Raw genomic sequence first — 19,247 nt, forward strand, 5'->3', positions numbered from 1 at the left:
ATGCGGGTTGCTTTGATTGGGAGTGCGGATTTTGGTAAGGCTGCTTTAGAGGCTTTTTTAGATCGCGGGGATGAGGTCGTAGCTGTTTTTTGCCCGCCAGACAATCCCAAGTCAAGCAAACCCGAGGTTCTGAAAGAAGCTGCGCTCGCAAGGGGTCTAACACCCTTGCAGTTTGCTTCCTTAAAGGGCCCAGAGGCTGCTCAAGCCATGATTGATAGCAATGCCGATATTTGTGTGATGGCCTATGTTCTGCAATTTGTACCGCAAGAGCTGGTAAAGATTCCGAAGCATGGCACTATTCAATACCATCCCTCCTTACTGCCCAAGTACCGTGGTCCCAGCGCAATTAATTGGGCGATTGCCTTAGGCGAAGAAAAAACAGGTTTAACCATATTCCGTCCATCCGATGGCTTGGATGAAGGCGAAGTGATTTTGCAAAAAGAAGTACCCATTGGGCCTAATGACACCTTAGGCAAGATTTACTTTGACCATCTCTTTCCGGTGGGCATTAAAGCGTTGATGGAAGCCGCTGATTTAGTTGTAGCGGGTCAGCATCAAGAAGTGGTGCAGGATGAATCAAAAGCAAACTATGAAGGTTGGTTTGATGCCAATGCTGCACAAATTCATTGGGCAACCCACATTAGTCAAATTTATAACTTGATCCGCGCTTGCAATCCAGCTCCTGGAGCGTGGACTAAATTTGGCGAGCAAAAGATTCAAATCTACGATTGCCATAAACATGTCGCTGCTACATTTGCTTCTGTAAAAGGCAAACCTGGCGAAGTAACCCAGATCACCTTAGATTCATTCTTTGTGACTTGTCATGGTGGTCAAATAGAGGTTCTAAAGGCTAAGGGTGCAGCAGGCAAAGTTACTGGTGCTGAGCTGGCTAAAGAGTTGAATATAGAAGTAGGGCAGTCCTTCGCTCTATAGTGCCTTCAATTTGAATGATTATTTTTAGCCAATTTCATCAAGAAAATAAAACGTATTGCTGTTCAAGAGGCTTTTGTCACCGAGGTTAAGCGACCTAAGATCTACTCTGAGAATGCGGCCCGAATATTTAAGTTAAATTAAATGAAATGAATTTGGGATTAAAAAAGCGTCTCTTAAGGCGCTTTAATTATTGTGTAGCTTTACCAGCCTGGTAACCCGAGTTGTACTCTTGTTGTTTTGACTTTTCATATTTGTCATAAGCGTATCCGCCTACTGCACCGACAGCGGCGCCACCAACAGCACCCCAAATGGCAGTTCCACCGGCAATGGCAACAATGCCGGCGCCAGCGGCTGCACCAATCGCAGCGCCCGATAATTCTCTTTGCTGGGAATTACTCATACCTGAACAAGCTGTAAGTAGGATAACTGGTGTTAGTGCTATAGCTAGAGTTTTCTTCATCATGATTCTCCTGAATAGATGTGTCGATTTTATCTGAATAATGGTTAGTTATTGAGGGCCTTTAATAAGTGGGGGCCGGAGTTTCAAGGCCACATTGTCATGGCTATATTCGCGCTAGGGGTAACCCTAGGTGAGAATACTTATTTGCATCTTAATCGACTGGTAGTATTTGAATTCACTCGCCTTGCTCACACAAAACGTAACCACAACCATCAATATGAAAAAGAAAAATTTTAAGACTATCACTAGCTTAATGCTTGCAGGAGCACTTGTTTTCTCCTCAATCGGTAATGCTATCGCGTGTACAGCTCTCATCGTCACAGACGTTAACGGTAATGCCTATCATGGCCGTACCCTGGAATTTAGTTTTCCCGTCCCAACCTTGATGACTTATTTTCCAGCTGGGACCAAAATCGAATCTGTAACTCCGGCTGGGGTTCAGGGCGTCACATTTAATACGAAGTACGCCATTTTAGGAATGACTGCAGCAGTAACAACTGGAGCCAAACAACCCCTCATTGATGAAGGGGCTAATGATCAAGGTTTGAGTTTTTCTGGTAACGAGTTAAATGATTTAACAGCACCACCTTTAGGTGATGACGCATCAAAAATATTGTCCTTGAATGATTTTGGCGCTTGGGTATTGGGTAATTTTAAGACAGTAGCCGAAGTCAAGACTGCCTTACTCACAGACAACACTGAGTTTTGGTTGCCGCCGATACCGATGATGGGCGGCGCACCTTTGCCACTGCATTACGCTATTTTTGACAAGGCAGGCAATGGTTTAGTTGTTGAGTTTATTAATGGCAAGAAGAATGTCTACGACAATCCTGTTGGCGTCATGACAAATGCTCCTGAGTTCCCTTGGCATTTAACTAATCTGAATAACTATACATTTACAAACGTGAATAAAAACACCGGCCAACTAGGAAAGCAAAAGCTACAAACTGCAGATGCGGGTATTGCTCTGACTGCCTTACCATCCGCACAAACTGCTACAGGACGATTTGTAAAAGCTGCTTTTTACACTAACTATGTTCGCAAGGGCAAAAATCCTGAGGACGCCATTAATTTATTGGCACACATCATGAATAACTTCGACCGACCCCAAGATCTGACGATTGATCCCCCTGGCGGAGTTGGGGATGGGCCACGAGGAAGCAAATTTTCTAGTGAGGTCACTGAGTGGACCACGATGAATGATTTGGCGAGAAATCTTACTTTTGTAAAAAGTATTAATGCGCTGAACTGGACAGTAATCGATATGAATAAATTAAAGGATGTGCAACAGGTGAAATCGGTATCAACCTATGCCGTAGACCAGGCTGGGGCTGATGCATTTAATTTGTTTTATAAATAAAAATTAGCAGCAGCTTAAAAAGAAAAACCACCTTCGGGTGGTTTTTTGTTATTTACTTTAGGTCTTTACTGATTTGAGTTGCCCGTATGAAATCTGGCACTCAATCTAAATCTCTAGGTTATCAATCAAGCGTGTTTTGCCAAGTTTTGCAGCCGTCAAAATGACGAGCGGTTCACCAGCTTGTAATTGCTCATTTGAAGCGGGGGCCAAGTCACCTTGCTGACGAATAGCAATGTAATCAGGCTCCCATCTACGACCCGCAAGAGTGGCAATAGCCTTCTTTTCAATTTCCAATAGAGAGCTAACGTCACGGTGTTTTAGACCAAGCACCTGCTCGCGCACTTGTTGAAGTACTCTTTGTAATTCAGGCGCTTCTGCACGTTCTTCTACGGAGAGATAGCCGTTGCGAGAGGAGAGGGCAAGACCATCTTCTGCGCGAATCGTTTCACCGGGAATAATCTCCACTGGTAGAGCAAACTGTTTAGCCATCTGGCGAATAATCATCAGTTGCTGATAATCTTTTTTTCCAAACACAGCAACTTTAGGTTGAACGCAGGAGAAAAGCTTCAGAACAACCGTACATACGCCTTTAAAGAAACCTGGGCGAAATTCACCTTCTAGGATATCCCCTAGTTGCTGGGGTGGATCTATACGATATTCCTGCGGCTGAGGGTAAAGGTCACGCTCAGTCGGTGCAAACAAAATGTACACACCTTCTTTTTCCAGCTTTTCAATATCAGCCTGCATTGTGCGTGGATAGCTATCAAAATCTTCGTTAGGACCAAACTGCAAACGATTAACAAAGATGCTGGCAACGACGGGATCTCCATGCTGTCTTGCTAAACGCATGAGTGACAAATGGCCTTCATGTAAGTTACCCATGGTCGGCACAAAGGATGCACGGTTTTGACCACGCAGATGATCGCGCAACTCTTGGATGTCGCTAATAATCTTCATGCAACAGGGGTGTAAGCAAGGCGCACATAGATCGGCGCGTATGGCTCAGCTTGAGTGATCTCTACTAAGGCTTCTCGTGAAAGTTCAAGCATGGCAATGAAGTTCACAATGACAACCGGAATGCCCTTACCAGATTTAATGGCGTCTTCAAATAGCTCTCCAAACTCCACAAAGCGCGTATTTTGGAGGCGACGCAAAATGCGAGTCATGAAGTCGCGCACAGATAATTCTTCGCGAGTAATAGTGTGGTGTTGAGTTAGCTTAGCGCGATGGAGAACATCACGCCAGGCCATTTGTAGATCTTCTAAATTCACTTCAGGCCAGGTAATAGCTACTGTAGTGTCAACAAATCCATGGGCTATTTGGAAGTCGCGACCTTGCTGTGGAATTTGATCAAGCTCTTGTGCTGCAAGCTTCATGCGCTCGTACTCCAAGAGGCGACGTACCAATTCTGCGCGAGGATCTTCAACCTCTTCTTCGCTGTCCGCTTTTTTCATCGGCAACAACATGCGGGATTTAATTTCAATCAGCATGGCTGCCATCAGCAAATATTCTGCAGCAAGTTCTAGGTTGTGATGACGAATTTGATCGATATAACTCAAGTATTGTTGAGTGACCTGAGCCATTGGAATATCAAGGACGTTGAAATTTTGCTTACGAATAAGGTAGAGCAGTAAATCAAGTGGACCTTCAAAGGCCTCTAGAAAAACCTCTAATGCATCTGGAGGGATGTATAAGTCAGTAGGAAGCTTAAACAGGGGCTCGCCATAAAGCTTGGCGAAAGCAGCCGACATGCCATCGGTAACCGACGGTGTGCTATCTAGTAAATCGGAGATCGGCTGAGTACTTGGCTCAGTCATTCGAATAAACGTAGGCGCATTGTTTTAATTTGGCAGCTTTGGCGCGACGTTGATCTTCAACGCTCAATGGCTCTTTATCCCATAGGAGGGCGCGACCAGCCTGTTGCTCAGCCTCGAGATTGGGCTTCTCGGATTTGAGTTCGGTTAAGAACTGGGTGATTTCAGATTGATATCTTGCCATGGCATTTCCTAAAATACTCAATAAATTCAATGACTTATGAAATTTAATATCAAAAGTTATGTGGGGATTACGACCACCATTATAGGTGCTTTTTTAGGGGTTTTTTACAAGTTTGCAGCCAGCAAAGCCTCAATTTGCGGGGCCTCAACGCGGGTCATTAAGTGCTTATAGGCCTTAATTGGGTTTTTGCTCGATAAAGGCGTATTGATGTCGGCCCAGTTTTGAGGTTCTAGTGAGAAAAACTCTTCTACGCCTGCTGCCACTTGCGGAATGACGGGCTTGAGGTAAAGAGTGAGCATGCGGAAAGCTTCTAAAGTCACGCTACACACTGTTTGTAAGTCTGCTTCGCGTTCAGGATTTTTTGCAATTTCCCAAGGCTTGTTTTCATCAACAAAGGCATTTACTTTATCGGCTAAATCCATAATGGTCCGCAATGCTTTTGCATATTCTCGCGCTTCATAGAGGCCAGCAATTTTTTCACTAGCCGCAGCAATTTCTTGAAGCAGAGGGTTACTCATTGCCGCATCTGAAACAACACCATCAAAGCGCTTTACCAAGAAGCCCGCACTTCGACTTGCAATATTGATGTACTTGCCGAGTAAGTCGCTGTTTACGCGTGCCACAAAGTCTTGGAGATTCAGATCCAAATCTTCCATACTGTCGTTGAGCTTGGTTGCAAAGTAATAGCGGAACCATTCAGGATTAAAACCGCACTCAATCACACTGTTAGCAGAAATCAAAGTGCCGCGTGATTTGCTCATCTTTTCACCATCAACGGTTAAGAAGCCATGAGCGAACACGTTCGTTGGTGTGCGATAACCGGCAAACTGTAAAGTTGCCGGCCAAAATAGCGTGTGGAAATATAGAATATCTTTGCCAATAAAGTGATATTGCTCGGTAGTGGTGTCGGGCTTTACCCACTCCTCAAAATTGAGGCCTTTAGCTTGGCAGTAATTGAGGAAGCTGGCGTAATAGCCAATTGGGGCATCTAGCCATACGTAGAAGTATTTACCAGGGGCATCGGGGATTTCAAAGCCAAAGTACGGGGCATCTCGCGAGATATCCCAGTCACCTAACTTACTGTCACCTGGTTCGCCAACCCACTCTTTCATTTTGTTTCGCGCTTCGGGTTGCAGTGGTGTTTTAACTTGCGTCCACTCACGTAAAAAAGTTTCACAACGCGGGTCTGATAACTTAAAGAAGTAATGATCGGAAACTTTTTTAATCGGAGTTGCACCACTCACTACTGAAAAAGGATTCTTCAGATCGGTGGGGGAATACGTTGCCCCGCATTTTTCACAGGAGTCACCATACTGATCTTTAGCGCCGCACTTAGGGCATTCACCTTTAATAAAGCGATCTGGTAAGAACATTTCTTTGACTGGATCATAGGCCTGTTCTATTGCGCGTTTTTCAATGAGACCCGCATCACGTAATTTGAGGTAAATACTTTGCGCTAGCTTTTCATTCTCCGGACTATCGGTGGTGTAGTAGTTGTCGAAGGAAATCAGGAAATTGTCAAAGTCACGCTTATGCTCTTTCCAAACATTCGCAATTAATTCTTTTGGGGTAATGCCTTCTTTTTCAGCGCGCAACATGATGGGCGTGCCATGGGTATCGTCAGCTCCAACGTAGTGGACTTCATGACCACGCATTCTTTGATACCGAACCCAGATATCAGTCTGAACGTATTCCACCAAATGGCCGATGTGAATCTGACCATTGGCATATGGCAAGGCGGAGGTAACAAGAAGGCGACGCTGGGAGCTACTCATGTAATGCGGACTTAAATAAGAAGGTTAAATTAGGGGTGAATCTCAAATTATGCTGAGTTCTGCAGTGATTTTAGTCTGCGGTTAAAGTAAAACCCCGATTAGTGCCGATAAAATTGGCGATAAAACCAACTTAGAGACTATCCATGGCTGTAAAACCCAATATTCAGATGTCACGCGCCTCAGTGCCCTTGGTGCACGAGGTAGAGATATTGGATGAGGCTGGCCGTAAAAAACTAACGCATATTCCAGGAGAGCGTCCTTTAACGATCTATTTGGATAAGCGTGAGGTAGTCACACTAATGACCTTGGGAAGCGCTCCAGAAGCCTTAGTTTTAGGCTACCTTCGCAATCAGCGCCTAGTAGAGTCGCCCGACGATATTGAAAGCATCCAAGTGGACTGGGAGACTGATTCTGCCGCAGTCAAAACCCGTCGAAGTACAGTCGATATAGACGCCTTGACCAGCAAACGAGTGGTGACCACGGGATGCGGCCAAGGAACGATGTTTGGCGGGTTAATGGAGGAGATGTCAGAGATCCGTCTGCCAGATGGTCCAACATTACCTCAAGAGGCTATATTTGCCTTGGTAGAGGCTATCCGTACTCATGACACGATTTATAAGAAGTCTGGGTCAGTACATGCTTGTGCAGTTTTTGAGCGGACTGAGTCAGGGGGCGTCCATCTTTTGCACTTCATTGAGGATGTCGGGCGTCACAACGCTGTTGACTCCATATCGGGGCTAATGTGGCTGGCTGATAGACCAGGTAAGGACCTCATCTTCTTTACTACTGGGCGACTAACGTCAGAAATGGTTATTAAAGGGGCTCAAATGGGTATTCCCTTCTTGTTAACTCGATCGGGGGTCACCTTAATGGGTCTTGAACTGGCCCGCAAAACCCATCTAACGATTCTCTCCCGTTGCTCAGGAAAGCACTTCGAGATCTATAACGCCCCTGAGAGGGTCATTTTCAGCTAAAACCGACGATAAATTCATGGGCAGTACCTATTGAAGGTTTTACAATTCGGCCATGACTATTAAATCTGACCACTGGATCCGCCGCATGGGCGAGCAAGGCATGATCAGCCCATTTGAACCTGGGCAAGTTCGCCAAGACGCCGCAGGTAACAAAATCGTAAGCTATGGCACCTCAAGCTATGGCTATGACATTCGCTGTGCAAATGAATTCAAGATCTTTACGAATATCAATAGCACCATTGTTGACCCCAAGAATTTCGATGAGCAATCATTTGTTGATTTCAAAGGCGATGTTTGCATCATTCCACCAAATTCTTTTGCTTTGGCTAGAACAGTCGAGTACTTCAAGATCCCACGTAGCGTATTAACAGTCTGTGTTGGTAAAAGTACATATGCACGTTGTGGAATTATTGTGAACGTCACTCCATTTGAGCCTGAGTGGGAAGGTTATGTGACGCTGGAGTTTTCTAATACCACGCCACTACCTGCCAAAATTTATGCAGGCGAAGGTTGTGCGCAAGTACTCTTCTTTGAAAGTGATGAAGTGTGCGGCACATCTTATAAAGATCGCGGTGGTAAATATCAAGGTCAGCGGGGCGTGACCCTGCCCAAGACCTGATCATTCATTCCCGGTGAGCAATTTCCCGTTTGGCTCCCGTCCTACACGGATTAATGTAGAGGATTATCGGGCGACCCTCACTCGCTCTTCTTTGGCCAGGCCGGAGAATGATTTTTATCACTGGTTGCTGGGTACCTCTTGGAGTAAGTTTTTGCTCCTGGTCATCGTTGTGTATTTGGGGACCAATTTACTTTTTGCTATAGCTTATTTGGCTTGCGGCCCTGGCGCCATTACCAATACTCAGCCAGGCGCTCTCATTGATGTTTTTTACTTTAGTGTCCAGACCATGGCAACCATCGGTTATGGTCAGATGACGCCAGTAGGTCATTGGCCCAATTCTATTGTGACGTTTGAAGCCTTTTTTGGCATTGTCTATTCCGCATTAACTACCGGTTTGGCATTTGCGCGTTTTACACGACCAACGGCAGGGGTACACTTTTCTAAAGTGGCGGTAGTTGGGAATCACAATGGCATGAAGACATTTAAGTTTCGGGTGGCTAATGGCCGTAGTTCTCATATCGTTGAAGCGCAATTGCGTTTGTGGATGATTGCTGAAAGCATTACCAGTGAAGGGGAGCGCTATCGTCGCTCAGTGGAGCTGCCATTGCATCGCTCTGAAAGCCCTGTCTTTTCGTTAACATGGACAGCGATGCATACCTTAGATGAGAGTAGCCTGTTGACGGAGTGTTTATCAGAGGGGGCTAAAAATCCCCATTGGCATCTTTTGGTTACTTTTACCGGCTACCATGAGAGTCTTGCAAACCAGGTGTATGCACGACATGTTTACTTGCCTAAAGATATTGAGCAAAATGCGACATTTGTCGATATAGTCACGGTTTCGCCAGACGGCGGTCGGGTCATAGATCTGGCCAATTTTGAGAAGTGGGTTCCGAGTTCCTCGGACAAGTCAGTAGGGGAGTATTTATGAAATTTCGTTTCCCAATCATCATCATCGATGAGGATTTTCGCTCTGAGAATATATCGGGTTCCGGTATTCGTGATCTCGCCGAGGCCATTGAAAACGAGGGTATGGAAGTGATCGGCCTAACTAGTTACGGCGACCTAACTTCATTTGCGCAGCAGGCCTCCCGTGCATCTTCCTTTATCGTCTCAATTGATGACGAAGAGTTTGTTTCTGATTCAGAAGACCATGATCTGCCAGCATTAAATAATTTACGCGCATTTATTACTGAAGTGCGCAAACGCAATGAAGATATCCCTATCTTCCTGTATGGCGAAACACGTACTTCCCGTCATATGCCTAATGACATCTTGCGTGAATTGCATGGCTTCATTCATATGAATGAGGACACGCCAGAATTCGTGGCGCGCCATATTATTCGTGAAGCGAAGGTGTATCTCGATTCTTTAGCTCCCCCATTTTTTAGGGCGCTCACTAATTACGCTTCTGAAGGTTCCTATTCTTGGCATTGCCCTGGCCACTCTGGCGGCGTGGCTTTCTTGAAGAGCCCAGTAGGACGTATGTTCCATCAATTCTTTGGTGAGAACATGTTGCGCGCAGACGTTTGTAATGCCGTTGAAGAATTAGGTCAATTGCTTGACCATACTGGGCCAGTGTTGCAGAGCGAACGCAATGCTGCGCGCATCTTCAATGCAGATCATTTGTTCTTTGTTACCAATGGTACATCTACTTCCAATAAAATCGTTTGGCACTCGACAGTTGCTCCCGGAGATGTAGTATTAGTAGACCGTAATTGCCATAAGTCCGTAATTCATTCGATCACGATGATGGGCGCGATTCCGATTTTCTTAATGCCTACCCGTAATCACCTGGGCATCATTGGGCCGATTCCTAAAGAAGAGTTTGAATGGAAAAACATCAAGAAAAAGATTGATGCTAATCCATTTATCAAAAATAAAGATGTCGTCCCTCGCGTGATGACCTTGACCCAAAGCACCTACGATGGAATTGTCTATAACGTTGAGATGATTAAAGAAATGCTGGATGGCAAGGTAGATTCTTTACATTTTGACGAAGCATGGTTGCCGCACGCTGCTTTCCATCCTTTTTATAAGGATATGCACGCGATTGGGTCTGATCGCAAGCGCACCAAGAAGAGTTTGATGTTTGCTACTCAATCGACGCATAAGTTGTTGGCTGGTCTCTCTCAAGCGTCCCAAGTATTGGTTCAAGATGCGGAAGATACCAAGCTAGACCGTGATTGCTTCAACGAGGCTTATCTCATGCACACCTCTACGAGTCCGCAGTACGCGATTATTGCGTCATGCGACGTTTCGGCAGCCATGATGGAATCACCTGGCGGAACCACTTTGGTGGAAGAGTCTATTGCGGAGGCAATGGACTTCCGTCGTGCCATGCGTGAGGTTGATGACAAGTTTGGAGCCGACTGGTGGTTTAAGGTTTGGGGACCAGATCATTTGGCCGAAGAAGGTATTGGCGAGCGTTCTGATTGGATTTTGGAGCCATCAGCTTCTTGGCATGATTTTGGCAAGCTTGCCAAAGACTTCAATATGCTTGACCCAATCAAAGCTACGGTAGTGACGCCTGGCTTAGACATTGAAGGCAACTTTGGTTCAATGGGTATTCCGGCCAGCATTGTTACTAAATATTTAGCTGAGCACGGTGTGATCGTAGAGAAGTGTGGTCTGTACTCCTTCTTCATCATGTTCACTATCGGCATCACCAAGGGTCGTTGGAATACCTTGGTGACTGAGTTGCAGCAATTTAAAGATCATTTTGATAAAAATGCGCCTTTGTGGAAAGTGCTTCCAGAGTTCGTAGCTAAGCACCCTCGTTATGAGCGCGTTGGTCTGAAAGATGTTTGCCAGCAAATTCATGAGTTTTATAAGAGCCGTGATGTAGCACGCATGACCACTGAGATGTACACCTCAGATATGGAGCCTGCAATGATGCCTTCTGAGGCTTGGGCAAAAATGGCTCATAAGGAAGTGGATCGAGTGCCTTTGGATAGGCTGGATGGACGTGTAACGGCCATGTTGGTAACGCCATACCCACCAGGCATTCCATTGCTAATTCCAGGTGAGCGCTTTAATAAACGAATTGTGGATTACCTCTACTTTGCTAGAGACTTCAATGAGAAGTTTCCTGGTTTTGAAACAGATATCCATGGTTTGGTAAAAGCAGACGTTGATGGACGTAGTGAGTACTATGTGGACTGCGTTCGACAAGAACGTGATATCACTTTGTAAGAAATAGGAAATTCAAATGAATCGAATTATGTTGTTAGCCAAAATTCATCGTGCAACCGTCACAGAGGCGGATCTTCATTATGAAGGCTCTTGTGGTATTGATGAGGATCTATTGGACGCTGCCAATATGCGTGAGTTTGAGAAAATTGAACTCTACAACATCAATAATGGCAATCGTTTTTCAACTTACATTATTAAAGCAGTCCGTGGCTCTGGAATTATTTCCTTAAATGGCGCTGCAGCTAGAAAAGCCCACGTTGGGGATCATCTCATTATCTGTACTTATGGATCAGTTCCTGACGCCGAAGTAAATAATCATGTACCCAAAATTGTTCTCGTAGGTGACAACAACAGCATTAAAGAAATCAAAAAAATCTAAATAGAAAACGCGATTACTTAGTCGGTTTATCTAATTGAAAATTTACCGGAGCATCTTCATCAATCTTGCTTGATGGGGCCTCCAGTTTATTTTCGTCTGTGTTTGTGAAATTAAAATCCTGACTCTGAATGACTGCAGCAGGTTTATCGAGCAAAGTAGTGACTAGTGCAGGGAAGGCAATCACTACGAGCACCATGATGAGCTGAAGGCCAACCCAAGGAAGGGCGCCCCAATAAATGTCGCTACTCTTGACTTCTTTGGGTGCAACACCTCTGAGGTAGAAGAGGGCAAATCCAAATGGAGGGTGCATGAAAGAAGTCTGCATATTGACGCAAAGCATGACGCCAAACCAAACTAATGCAGCACTGGCAGCAGCCTGCGGATTGCCATTCATGGAATCTAGCAAGACGGGTGAAAGTAGTTTTACTGCTACCGGAGCCAGCATCGGCACCACGATAAAAGCGATCTCAAAAAAGTCTAAGAAGAAGGCCAAAAAGAAGACAAATATATTGACGACAATTAAAAATCCGATCCAGCCGCCAGGCAGACTTGAGAATAAATTCTCAACCCAGTGCCCACCATCTACCCCTTGAAAGACTACCGAGAAGCAAGTGGAGCCAATCAAGATAAACACTACCATGGCGGTAATGCGCATTGTGTTTTGATAGGCTTGCTGTATTAATCCTTTGAGGTTGGGAATGTTTGCTCGACGTATCCACGCAAGCAATAGGGCTCCCATGGCTCCCATTGCCCCTGACTCTGTTGGAGTGGCAATACCCGTCATGATGGTACCTAGCACCAAGAATATGAGAACAGCCGAAGGAATAATGCCCATGAGACATTTTTTCCATAAAGCCCAACCCTTGAGAGTGAGTTCGCTTTCTGGCACGGGCGGTAAATACTCTGGGCGAATACGGGATAGAAAGAAAGTGTAAAGCGCAAAAAGACCAATCTGCAGTAGAGAAGGGCCCCAAGCACCCAAATACATGCTGCCCACATCAGCGCTACCGCTTTGGGTCTTGAGTTGATCTGCCAAGACAATGAGAACAAGGGAGGGTGGAACAAGTTGAGTAATGGTGCCAGAAGCCGCTAAAACGCCTGTGGCGTAGCGCATGTTGTAGCCGTAACGCATCATCACAGGCAAAGAGATCATGGCCATAGCAATCACCTGAGCAGCCACCGTGCCTGTAATGGCACCCAAGATAAACCCAACGATGATGACTGAGTAACCGAGGCCCCCGCGCACACGACCAAACAATTGACCCATGGAGTCCAGCATTTCCTCGGCGAGACCGCAGCGCTCCAAAATGGCGCCCATAAAGGTAAAAAAGGGAATGGCTAAGAGAAGGTCATTGGCTAAAACGCTACCAAAGATTCGTTGGGGAATCGCCTGTAAAAAAGGCATTCCAAAAAATCCCTCGCTAATGGCGATAACAGAGAAAAACAGGGCAGCAGCCATCAGAGAGAAGGCCACCGGAAAGCCTACCAACATAAAGATCACTAAGCCACCAAACATCAGTGGTGGCATATATTCCAATGGGATCATTGCATTGGCTTTTCGTAATGAAGGTCTTCAGCAGGAAGCACGATTTCGCCTTTGAGTGCGCCAATTCGCTTAATGATTTCTGAGAGACCTTGCAGGCTCAACATAAAAAACCCAAAGGGCACAACAAATTTAATGGGATAACGAGCTAGTCCGCCAGAATTTAAAGAGTGTTCCTGAATTAACCAAGACGGATAAAACAAGGTTGTCCAGGAAAGCCATGTAAACAATAAACATGCAGGCATTAGAAAGACGATCAAGCCAAATAGATCAACCCGGAGGCGACCGCGATCAGAAAGGTGGGAATAAATGAGGTCGACGCGGACATGCTCATTGCGTTTGAGGGTATAGGCGGCGCCCAACATCACAGCTGCGCTAAATAGGTACCACTGGAGTTCTAGCGGCCAGTTATTACTGATATCAAACCCATAACGCATCAGGGCATTTGCCGCTGATACTACGCAGGACAATAAAATCATGATGCTGGCTGCGTTGCCCAGCATCTGGTTGATGCGATCAATGCCGTTAGAGAGCTTGGACCAAAACTCCATAAGAATTAAAGGTCGGTTCGAGCTCGTTTGATGGCGGCAAGGACTTGAGCTGGCGCTGTTCCACCAGCATGCTGTCGAGATTGCACTGAACCATCGACCGTTAGCAAGGCGAACACATCATCACTCATCAGTTCAGGGCGATTATCTAATCCACATGCAAAACGCAACTCGGCAAGACTGAGATCAGTCAACATGCAGTTTCTACCAACGCATGCTTTTACAGCATGGGCAACAGCTTCATGCGCATCACGGAAAGCTAAACCTTTTTTAACCAAGTAGTCAGCCAAATCAGTCGCCGTTGCAAATCCTTCTTCGGCAGCAGCCTTCATGACCTCTGCTTTGACTTCAATATGAGGAACCATATCAGCGAAGATGCGTAATGTATCTTGTACAGTATCTACTGCATCAAACAAAGGCTCTTTGTCTTCTTGATTATCTTTGTTATAGGCGAGCGGTTGACTCTTCATGAGCGTCAATAAAGAAATCAAATCACCATACACGCGACCCGTTTTTCCACGTGCCAACTCTGGCACATCGGGATTCTTTTTCTGCGGCATGATGGAGCTGCCAGTACAGAAGCGGTCTGGAAGGTCAATAAAGCCGAAGCGTGGGCTGAGCCACAGCACTAGCTCCTCCGAGAGGCGAGAGACATGCATCATCAAAATGGATGAAAACGCACAGAACTCAATAGCAAAGTCTCTGTCTGATACTGCGTCTAAGGAGTTGTTGCAAATACCATCAAAACCTAAGATGCGCGCCACTTGTTCGCGATCGATTGGGTAAGTGGTTCCAGCCAATGCCGCTGCACCTAAAGGCAAACGATTAAAGCGAGCACGCAAATCTACTAAGCGGCTGGCATCACGACTAAACATTTCGTAATAAGCCATCAAATGATGGCCGAAAGTAATGGGTTGGGCTACCTGAAGGTGGGTATGACCTGGCATGATTGTGGAGGCATGCTTCTCAGCAAGATCCAGTAAAGCGATGCGTAGGGATTTCAGTGTGACAGAAATATCATCCACACTAGCACGCAGCCACAAACGCAAGTCGGTTGCAACTTGATCATTACGTGAGCGACCAGTGTGCAAACGTTTACCAGCATCACCAACTAATTGAGTAAGGCGCGCTTCAATATTCAGATGCACATCCTCTAATGCCAATTGCCATTCAAACTGACCAGCTTCAATCTCACTCTTAATTTGCGCCATTCCTTTTTGGATGTCAGCTAAATCTTGAGCGCTAATGATTTTTTGGGTGGCCAGCATTTCAGCATGAGCTAGTGAGCCAGCGATATCGACCATGGCAAAGCGTTGATCAAAGCCAATAGAGGCTGTATAACGCTGTACTAGTTCGTCGACGGGTTCGGTAAAACGGGCCGACCAAGCTTGGGCTTTGTTGGCTAGGGAATTTTTGGATGAGCTCATAAACACAGTATATTGGTGTAGGTCTTTGATTATTTTAAATGTTATGTCCCAAACCCTGAATTCTTCCTCATCTAACGCCACCCCAGCCGCCCCAGAGCGCTTAGTTATAGCCTCACGGGAGAGCCGACTAGCCATGTGGCAGGCTGAGCATGTCCGAGATTGCCTTAAATCACTCTATCCACAGTGCGATGTGCAGATTCTGGGTATGACCACCCGTGGCGACCAAATATTGGATAGAGCCCTGTCTAAGGTCGGAGGGAAGGGCTTATTTGTAAAAGAATTGGAAACAGCTCTAGAAGACGGGCGCGCACATTTAGCGGTGCATTCCCTGAAAGATGTGCCGATGGTCATGCCAGAGGGATTTGATTTGGCATGTGTCATGGCTAGAGAGGATGCGCGAGATGCCTTTGTCTCCAATGACTATGCAAGCCTTGAGGAATTGCCTAAAGGGGCTGTGGTGGGAACCTCAAGTTTGCGTCGCGAAGCCGTTCTCAGAGCAAAGTTTCCTCATTTAGAAGTGCATCCATTGCGGGGTAATTTGGATACTCGTATGGGTAAGTTAGATCGCGGCGAATATCAAGCCATCATTTTGGCAGCAGCCGGATTAAAACGTTTGGGTTTAGAAAGTCGTATTCGTGCTTATCTTCCTTATGACCCATATACCCCTGCAGCTGGACAAGGTGCGTTAGGTATTGAAACGCTTAGCAAGCATCCCAGCATTAAACATTGGCTTGCGCCATTAAATGATTTACCAACCTTACTAGCAGTATCTGCTGAGCGTATGGTCTCGCGCCAATTGGGTGGTTCTTGCGAAGTGCCATTGGCAGCCCACGCAGTGTGGGATAACAATCAAATGAACATTCGTTCTTTTGTTGCCAGCGTTGATGGTAAAGCGATTTGTCTTGCCGATGGAGTAGGGCAAGTTCATACAATTGAAGAAGCTGAAGCATTAGGTCTTGCCGTTGCACAGGATTTATTGGCGCAAGGCGCAGCAGACTTAATTCCGCATATTCCGAAGTAAGACAGCTCGGTAGGCATGACATCATGAGCACAAAGACTATTGTCATTACTCGACCAACCGGGCAAGCTCGACAATTAATTGAAGTGCTCACAAAAGTAATTGAGGCTAGTGCGATAGCCAAGCGTAGCCTACCCGAACTAGTGTCTTTACCTTTATTGACCATCGTTCCCAAGAGTGACGAGCATCTCGCAGACTCTATTGCCAGCACGCTTCAAGATGCCGACCTAGCTATTTTTGTTAGCCCTAATGCCGTTGAAAGCGTGATGCGTTTACTGGAGCGGGATTGGCAGGATTTTTCCAAGCGAATCATTCCTATTGGCGTGATGGGCGGAAGCAGTCGTTTGGCTTTAAAAAATCATGGCATCGGTCAAGAGGACTATCCAACTTCTATATATATGCCCAGCATTAATGAGCGCTGGGATTCAGAAGGTTTATGGCAAGAGTTACAAACTCTGGATTGGGATTGGACTCATAAAAAAGTAGTGATTTTTAAGGGCGATGGTGGCAGAGAGTGGTTAGCGGATACTCTGCAGAAAGCGGGCGCAACAGTCGAAGCCATATCCACCTACACCCGGGTTCCCTTAGATATTGATAATCCTGCGTGGCAAGTGATTCACGAAATGGATTTTTCAAAATCGCTTTGGTTGCTTACTTCTTCAGAAGCGGTGCGCTATTTAGGGGAAGTCATTCGCGATCAATTCCCTTACGGTTTAGAAAGCGCGAGCGCCTTATGCCCACATCACAATATTGCTGATGCGGCAGAGGCGATTGGTTTTGGGGAGGTATTTACTTCAGAGCCAGGTGATGAGGCACTCATTAAAACCACTTTAGCGTGGCTCACTATTTAGTTTTTAAATAGCTTAGTAAGGCGGGCAAGAAAATTTCATTCACCAAGATGGGGTGACCTTTAAGGCGATAGAGAGTGCGACGCGCCCATAAAGGAGAACCGAGAGCGACATTATTTTTTGCGTATCTCTTCCAGAGTTCACTGCCTTTATCTAGGCGAGCAATATCTCTTGGCGGCTTTGATTTAGTGTGTTTGCGGGTTTGATTAAATAACACCGCACCCAGGGGTTTCTTCCCTAGTCGCAAGATTTGATGATTACTGCCGCTAGAGCTTGCTGTAGGTATGACGCTATGAGCCATAACTAAAGGAATATCGTTGGCGCAGAGCAATACTTCACGTACTCGGCAACGTCTAATCCTGAAATGAAAATAGCGACTTTCGTCGCTATTTAATGTTTGAGGGCAATCGCGCAAAACCTGAACTTGCAGTTTTTGTCCGATGGCTTGCTCAATTTTTTGGGTCAGAGACCCGGTATCTGCTAACCAAGGTTGCCACTTGCGTGGCGCCCGATGAACTTCACCGGAACCGACTCGATTCCATGCAGAACGGAGACGATTACGGTGAGCCACTGTTAGCTTCCGCTAAAGTTACGACGTTGACCGCCCCCAGTCTTTGGTTTAGCAAAGCGTGGTCCACCTGCTGGGCGTGCCGGACGTGAGTCAGCAGAACGTGCTGGACGTGTATCACCTGAACGAGACTCGAAATGATTGCCTGTGCGGTTTCCACCACCAGTGCCACCACCACCGAAACGAGATTCAGAGCGAGCTCCAGAACCATAGCCACCACCAGAACGACCACCACCAGAGCGGCCACCGCCACCACCAGAGCGGCCACCAGGACGACCACCGCCACCACCAAAGCTTGGTTTAGCTTGTGGCTCAAGGCCAGCGATCACTGATGCCACGATATCTTGCTGCGTAAAGCGCTCGATATTGCGAATCTTGGCGCGATCACGATGTTCGACCAAAGTGATAGCCACACCATTGCGACCAGCGCGACCAGTACGACCAATACGGTGCGTGTAGTCTTCTGGTTTCATTGGCAAGCCAAAGTTAATCACGTGACTGATACGTGGAACGTCGATACCACGAGCTGCTACGTCGGTTGCTACCAAAATCTTGGTATGACCCTTACGTAAGGACTCGAGACGGCGCATACGCACAGCCTGAGGCATTGCACCATGCAAGGCGCTTGCTTCGTAGCCATTAGCACGTAAGGTGTCGGCGATTTTCTCGCTCTCAACTTGAGTGCTTGCAAACACTACCGCTTGATCCAAAGTGGCATCAGCCAAAATGTGCTCAAGTAATTTGTGCTTGTGTGACATGCTGTCAGCCCAATGTAACTTCTGTTCGATGTTGGCGTGCTTTTCGCCTGCGTGAGCAAGTTCAATACGCTTTGCATCAGTGGTCAACTCATTTGCTAAAGACATAATCTTTGGCGCGAAAGTTGCTGAGAACATCAAAGTTTGGTTACGACCAGCGCAACGCTTATCAATAGCCTCGAGATCATCAGCAAATCCCATGTCGAGCATGCGATCGGCTTCGTCGATAACGAGTTGTTTTACATCGTCCAAGCGAATTGCTTTACTGTCGCACAAGTCGAGTAAACGACCCGGAGTTGCAACAACTAACAATGCACCTTTCAATGCTTGGATCTGCTTGCCGTAAGGCATGCCACCCATCACAGTTGCAATACGGATACCCTTCATGCCACGAACTAAGTTCACTGCATCGGCGGCAACCTGCTGAGCCAATTCACGAGTAGGGCAGAGCACTAACACTTTAGGTTGTGCGCGACCTGGTACAGGTGAGTTGTTCGGGTTGTCTTCGATGAGTTGATTAATCAAAGGCAATAAAAAGGCTGCGGTTTTACCGCTACCGGTTTGGCTGCTGACCAATAAATCACCACCAGCTAAGGCCGCAGGAATAACCTGAGCTTGCACGGAAGTGGCTTGGGTAAAACCCAGTTCAGCAACGTTTTTAAGGAGTGATGCCGCTAGGGCGAAATTCTGGAATTCAGTTCCAGTGCTCTTTGAGTCTTTCGACTCGATTTTAGTTTCTTTAGAAAAAGTCATGCTATTACACATCCCCTTTAAGGGATGTCTCCGTATGTTGCACCCATGGTTTTTTATAGGGTGCGATGGTCAAAGGCATCGACCATCAGACAAGCGG

The 19,247-nt window shown here is 46.3% G+C and carries 19 protein-coding genes; 9 read left to right on the forward strand and 10 right to left on the reverse strand.

Annotated elements, in window-relative coordinates:
• Complete coding sequence (locus tag PNUC_RS03345) at positions 1-933, forward strand: methionyl-tRNA formyltransferase (RefSeq protein ID WP_011902484.1); 933 nt, start codon at positions 1-3, stop codon at positions 931-933.
• Between the two features lie 187 nt (positions 934-1,120).
• On the opposite strand, the gene PNUC_RS03350 is transcribed toward PNUC_RS03345, so the two are convergent.
• On the reverse strand, positions 1,121-1,396 hold the full coding sequence (locus tag PNUC_RS03350; RefSeq protein ID WP_011902485.1) for a glycine zipper domain-containing protein: 276 nt from the start codon (positions 1,394-1,396) through the stop codon (positions 1,121-1,123).
• A 214-nt stretch (positions 1,397-1,610) separates the two neighbouring features.
• Between PNUC_RS03350 and PNUC_RS03355 the strand changes: the two genes are divergently transcribed.
• A complete protein-coding gene (locus PNUC_RS03355; protein WP_011902486.1) occupies positions 1,611-2,753 on the forward strand; it encodes a linear amide C-N hydrolase in 1,143 nt (380 codons plus the stop codon).
• Between the two features lie 105 nt (positions 2,754-2,858).
• On the opposite strand, the gene panC is transcribed toward PNUC_RS03355, so the two are convergent.
• The 4 genes from panC to metG form a co-directional block, all read right to left on the reverse strand.
• Positions 2,859-3,710: a pantoate--beta-alanine ligase gene (gene panC / locus PNUC_RS03360; RefSeq protein ID WP_011902487.1), complete on the reverse strand. Its 852-nt coding sequence runs from the start codon at positions 3,708-3,710 to the stop codon at positions 2,859-2,861.
• Positions 3,707-4,570, reverse strand: coding sequence for a segregation and condensation protein A (locus tag PNUC_RS03365; protein ID WP_011902488.1), 864 nt, complete (start codon positions 4,568-4,570; stop codon positions 3,707-3,709). Before PNUC_RS03365 ends, panC begins: the two co-directional genes overlap by 4 nt.
• Entirely contained in the window at positions 4,563-4,751 is a 189-nt protein-coding gene (locus PNUC_RS03370) for a DUF3460 family protein (RefSeq protein WP_011902489.1), read from the reverse strand. The genes PNUC_RS03365 and PNUC_RS03370 overlap by 8 nt, the downstream gene beginning before the upstream one ends.
• Before the next feature lie 104 nt (positions 4,752-4,855).
• Positions 4,856-6,526 carry a methionine--tRNA ligase gene (gene metG / locus PNUC_RS03375; protein WP_011902490.1) on the reverse strand — a complete coding sequence of 557 codons (1,671 nt, stop codon included), beginning with the start codon at positions 6,524-6,526 and terminating at the stop codon, positions 4,856-4,858.
• 143 nt (positions 6,527-6,669) lie between these two features.
• On the opposite strand from metG, the gene PNUC_RS03380 reads away from it, so the two are divergent.
• From PNUC_RS03380 to panD, 5 genes are read left to right on the forward strand one after another with little or no spacing between them, the layout of a single operon-like run.
• Positions 6,670-7,500, forward strand: a complete 831-nt coding sequence (locus PNUC_RS03380) for a formate dehydrogenase accessory sulfurtransferase FdhD (protein WP_011902491.1) — start codon at positions 6,670-6,672, stop codon at positions 7,498-7,500.
• A 52-nt stretch (positions 7,501-7,552) separates the two neighbouring features.
• On the forward strand, positions 7,553-8,119 hold the full coding sequence (dcd, locus tag PNUC_RS03385; protein WP_011902492.1) for a dCTP deaminase: 567 nt from the start codon (positions 7,553-7,555) through the stop codon (positions 8,117-8,119).
• Between the two features lie 13 nt (positions 8,120-8,132).
• Positions 8,133-9,047: an ion channel gene (locus tag PNUC_RS03390; protein WP_011902493.1), complete on the forward strand. Its 915-nt coding sequence runs from the start codon at positions 8,133-8,135 to the stop codon at positions 9,045-9,047.
• Positions 9,044-11,311, forward strand: coding sequence for an arginine/lysine/ornithine decarboxylase (locus tag PNUC_RS03395; protein WP_011902494.1), 2,268 nt, complete (start codon positions 9,044-9,046; stop codon positions 11,309-11,311). Before PNUC_RS03390 ends, PNUC_RS03395 begins: the two co-directional genes overlap by 4 nt.
• Before the next feature lie 16 nt (positions 11,312-11,327).
• Complete coding sequence (gene panD, locus PNUC_RS03400) at positions 11,328-11,690, forward strand: aspartate 1-decarboxylase (RefSeq protein ID WP_011902495.1); 363 nt, start codon at positions 11,328-11,330, stop codon at positions 11,688-11,690.
• Positions 11,691-11,703: 13 nt separating this feature from the next.
• Here the strand turns inward: panD and PNUC_RS03405 are convergent, their stop codons facing one another.
• The 3 genes from PNUC_RS03405 to argH are packed head-to-tail and all read right to left on the reverse strand — an operon-like array spanning position 11,704 to position 15,208.
• Positions 11,704-13,236 (reverse strand): TRAP transporter large permease, encoded by a 1,533-nt coding sequence (locus PNUC_RS03405; protein ID WP_011902496.1) that lies wholly within the window; start codon positions 13,234-13,236, stop codon positions 11,704-11,706.
• Complete coding sequence (locus tag PNUC_RS03410) at positions 13,233-13,784, reverse strand: TRAP transporter small permease subunit (protein ID WP_011902497.1); 552 nt, start codon at positions 13,782-13,784, stop codon at positions 13,233-13,235. Before PNUC_RS03410 ends, PNUC_RS03405 begins: the two co-directional genes overlap by 4 nt.
• 5 nt (positions 13,785-13,789) lie before the next feature.
• Complete coding sequence (gene argH, locus PNUC_RS03415) at positions 13,790-15,208, reverse strand: argininosuccinate lyase (protein WP_011902498.1); 1,419 nt, start codon at positions 15,206-15,208, stop codon at positions 13,790-13,792.
• 55 nt (positions 15,209-15,263) lie between these two features.
• Here argH and hemC point away from each other — a divergent pair, with 55 nt between their 5' ends.
• Together hemC and PNUC_RS03425 are read left to right on the forward strand one after the other, a co-directional pair.
• The gene (gene hemC, locus PNUC_RS03420) at positions 15,264-16,229 is read left to right on the forward strand and encodes a hydroxymethylbilane synthase (protein ID WP_048812222.1); all 966 of its coding nucleotides are present in this window, start codon (positions 15,264-15,266) and stop codon (positions 16,227-16,229) included.
• A 23-nt stretch (positions 16,230-16,252) separates the two neighbouring features.
• Entirely contained in the window at positions 16,253-17,077 is an 825-nt protein-coding gene (locus PNUC_RS03425; protein ID WP_011902500.1) for a uroporphyrinogen-III synthase, read from the forward strand.
• Here the strand turns inward: PNUC_RS03425 and PNUC_RS03430 are convergent.
• Both PNUC_RS03430 and PNUC_RS03435 read right to left on the reverse strand, forming a co-directional pair.
• A complete protein-coding gene (locus PNUC_RS03430; protein ID WP_011902501.1) occupies positions 17,070-17,645 on the reverse strand; it encodes a chorismate--pyruvate lyase family protein in 576 nt (191 codons plus the stop codon). The genes PNUC_RS03425 and PNUC_RS03430 overlap by 8 nt on opposite strands.
• A 2-nt stretch (positions 17,646-17,647) precedes the next feature.
• Positions 17,648-19,150 carry a DEAD/DEAH box helicase gene (locus PNUC_RS03435; RefSeq protein ID WP_011902502.1) on the reverse strand — a complete coding sequence of 501 codons (1,503 nt, stop codon included), beginning with the start codon at positions 19,148-19,150 and terminating at the stop codon, positions 17,648-17,650.
• Positions 19,151-19,247 lie beyond the last annotated feature (97 nt).

Origin of the sequence: Polynucleobacter asymbioticus QLW-P1DMWA-1, assembly GCF_000016345.1 — a bacterium.
Taxonomy (GTDB): domain Bacteria; phylum Pseudomonadota; class Gammaproteobacteria; order Burkholderiales; family Burkholderiaceae; genus Polynucleobacter; species Polynucleobacter asymbioticus.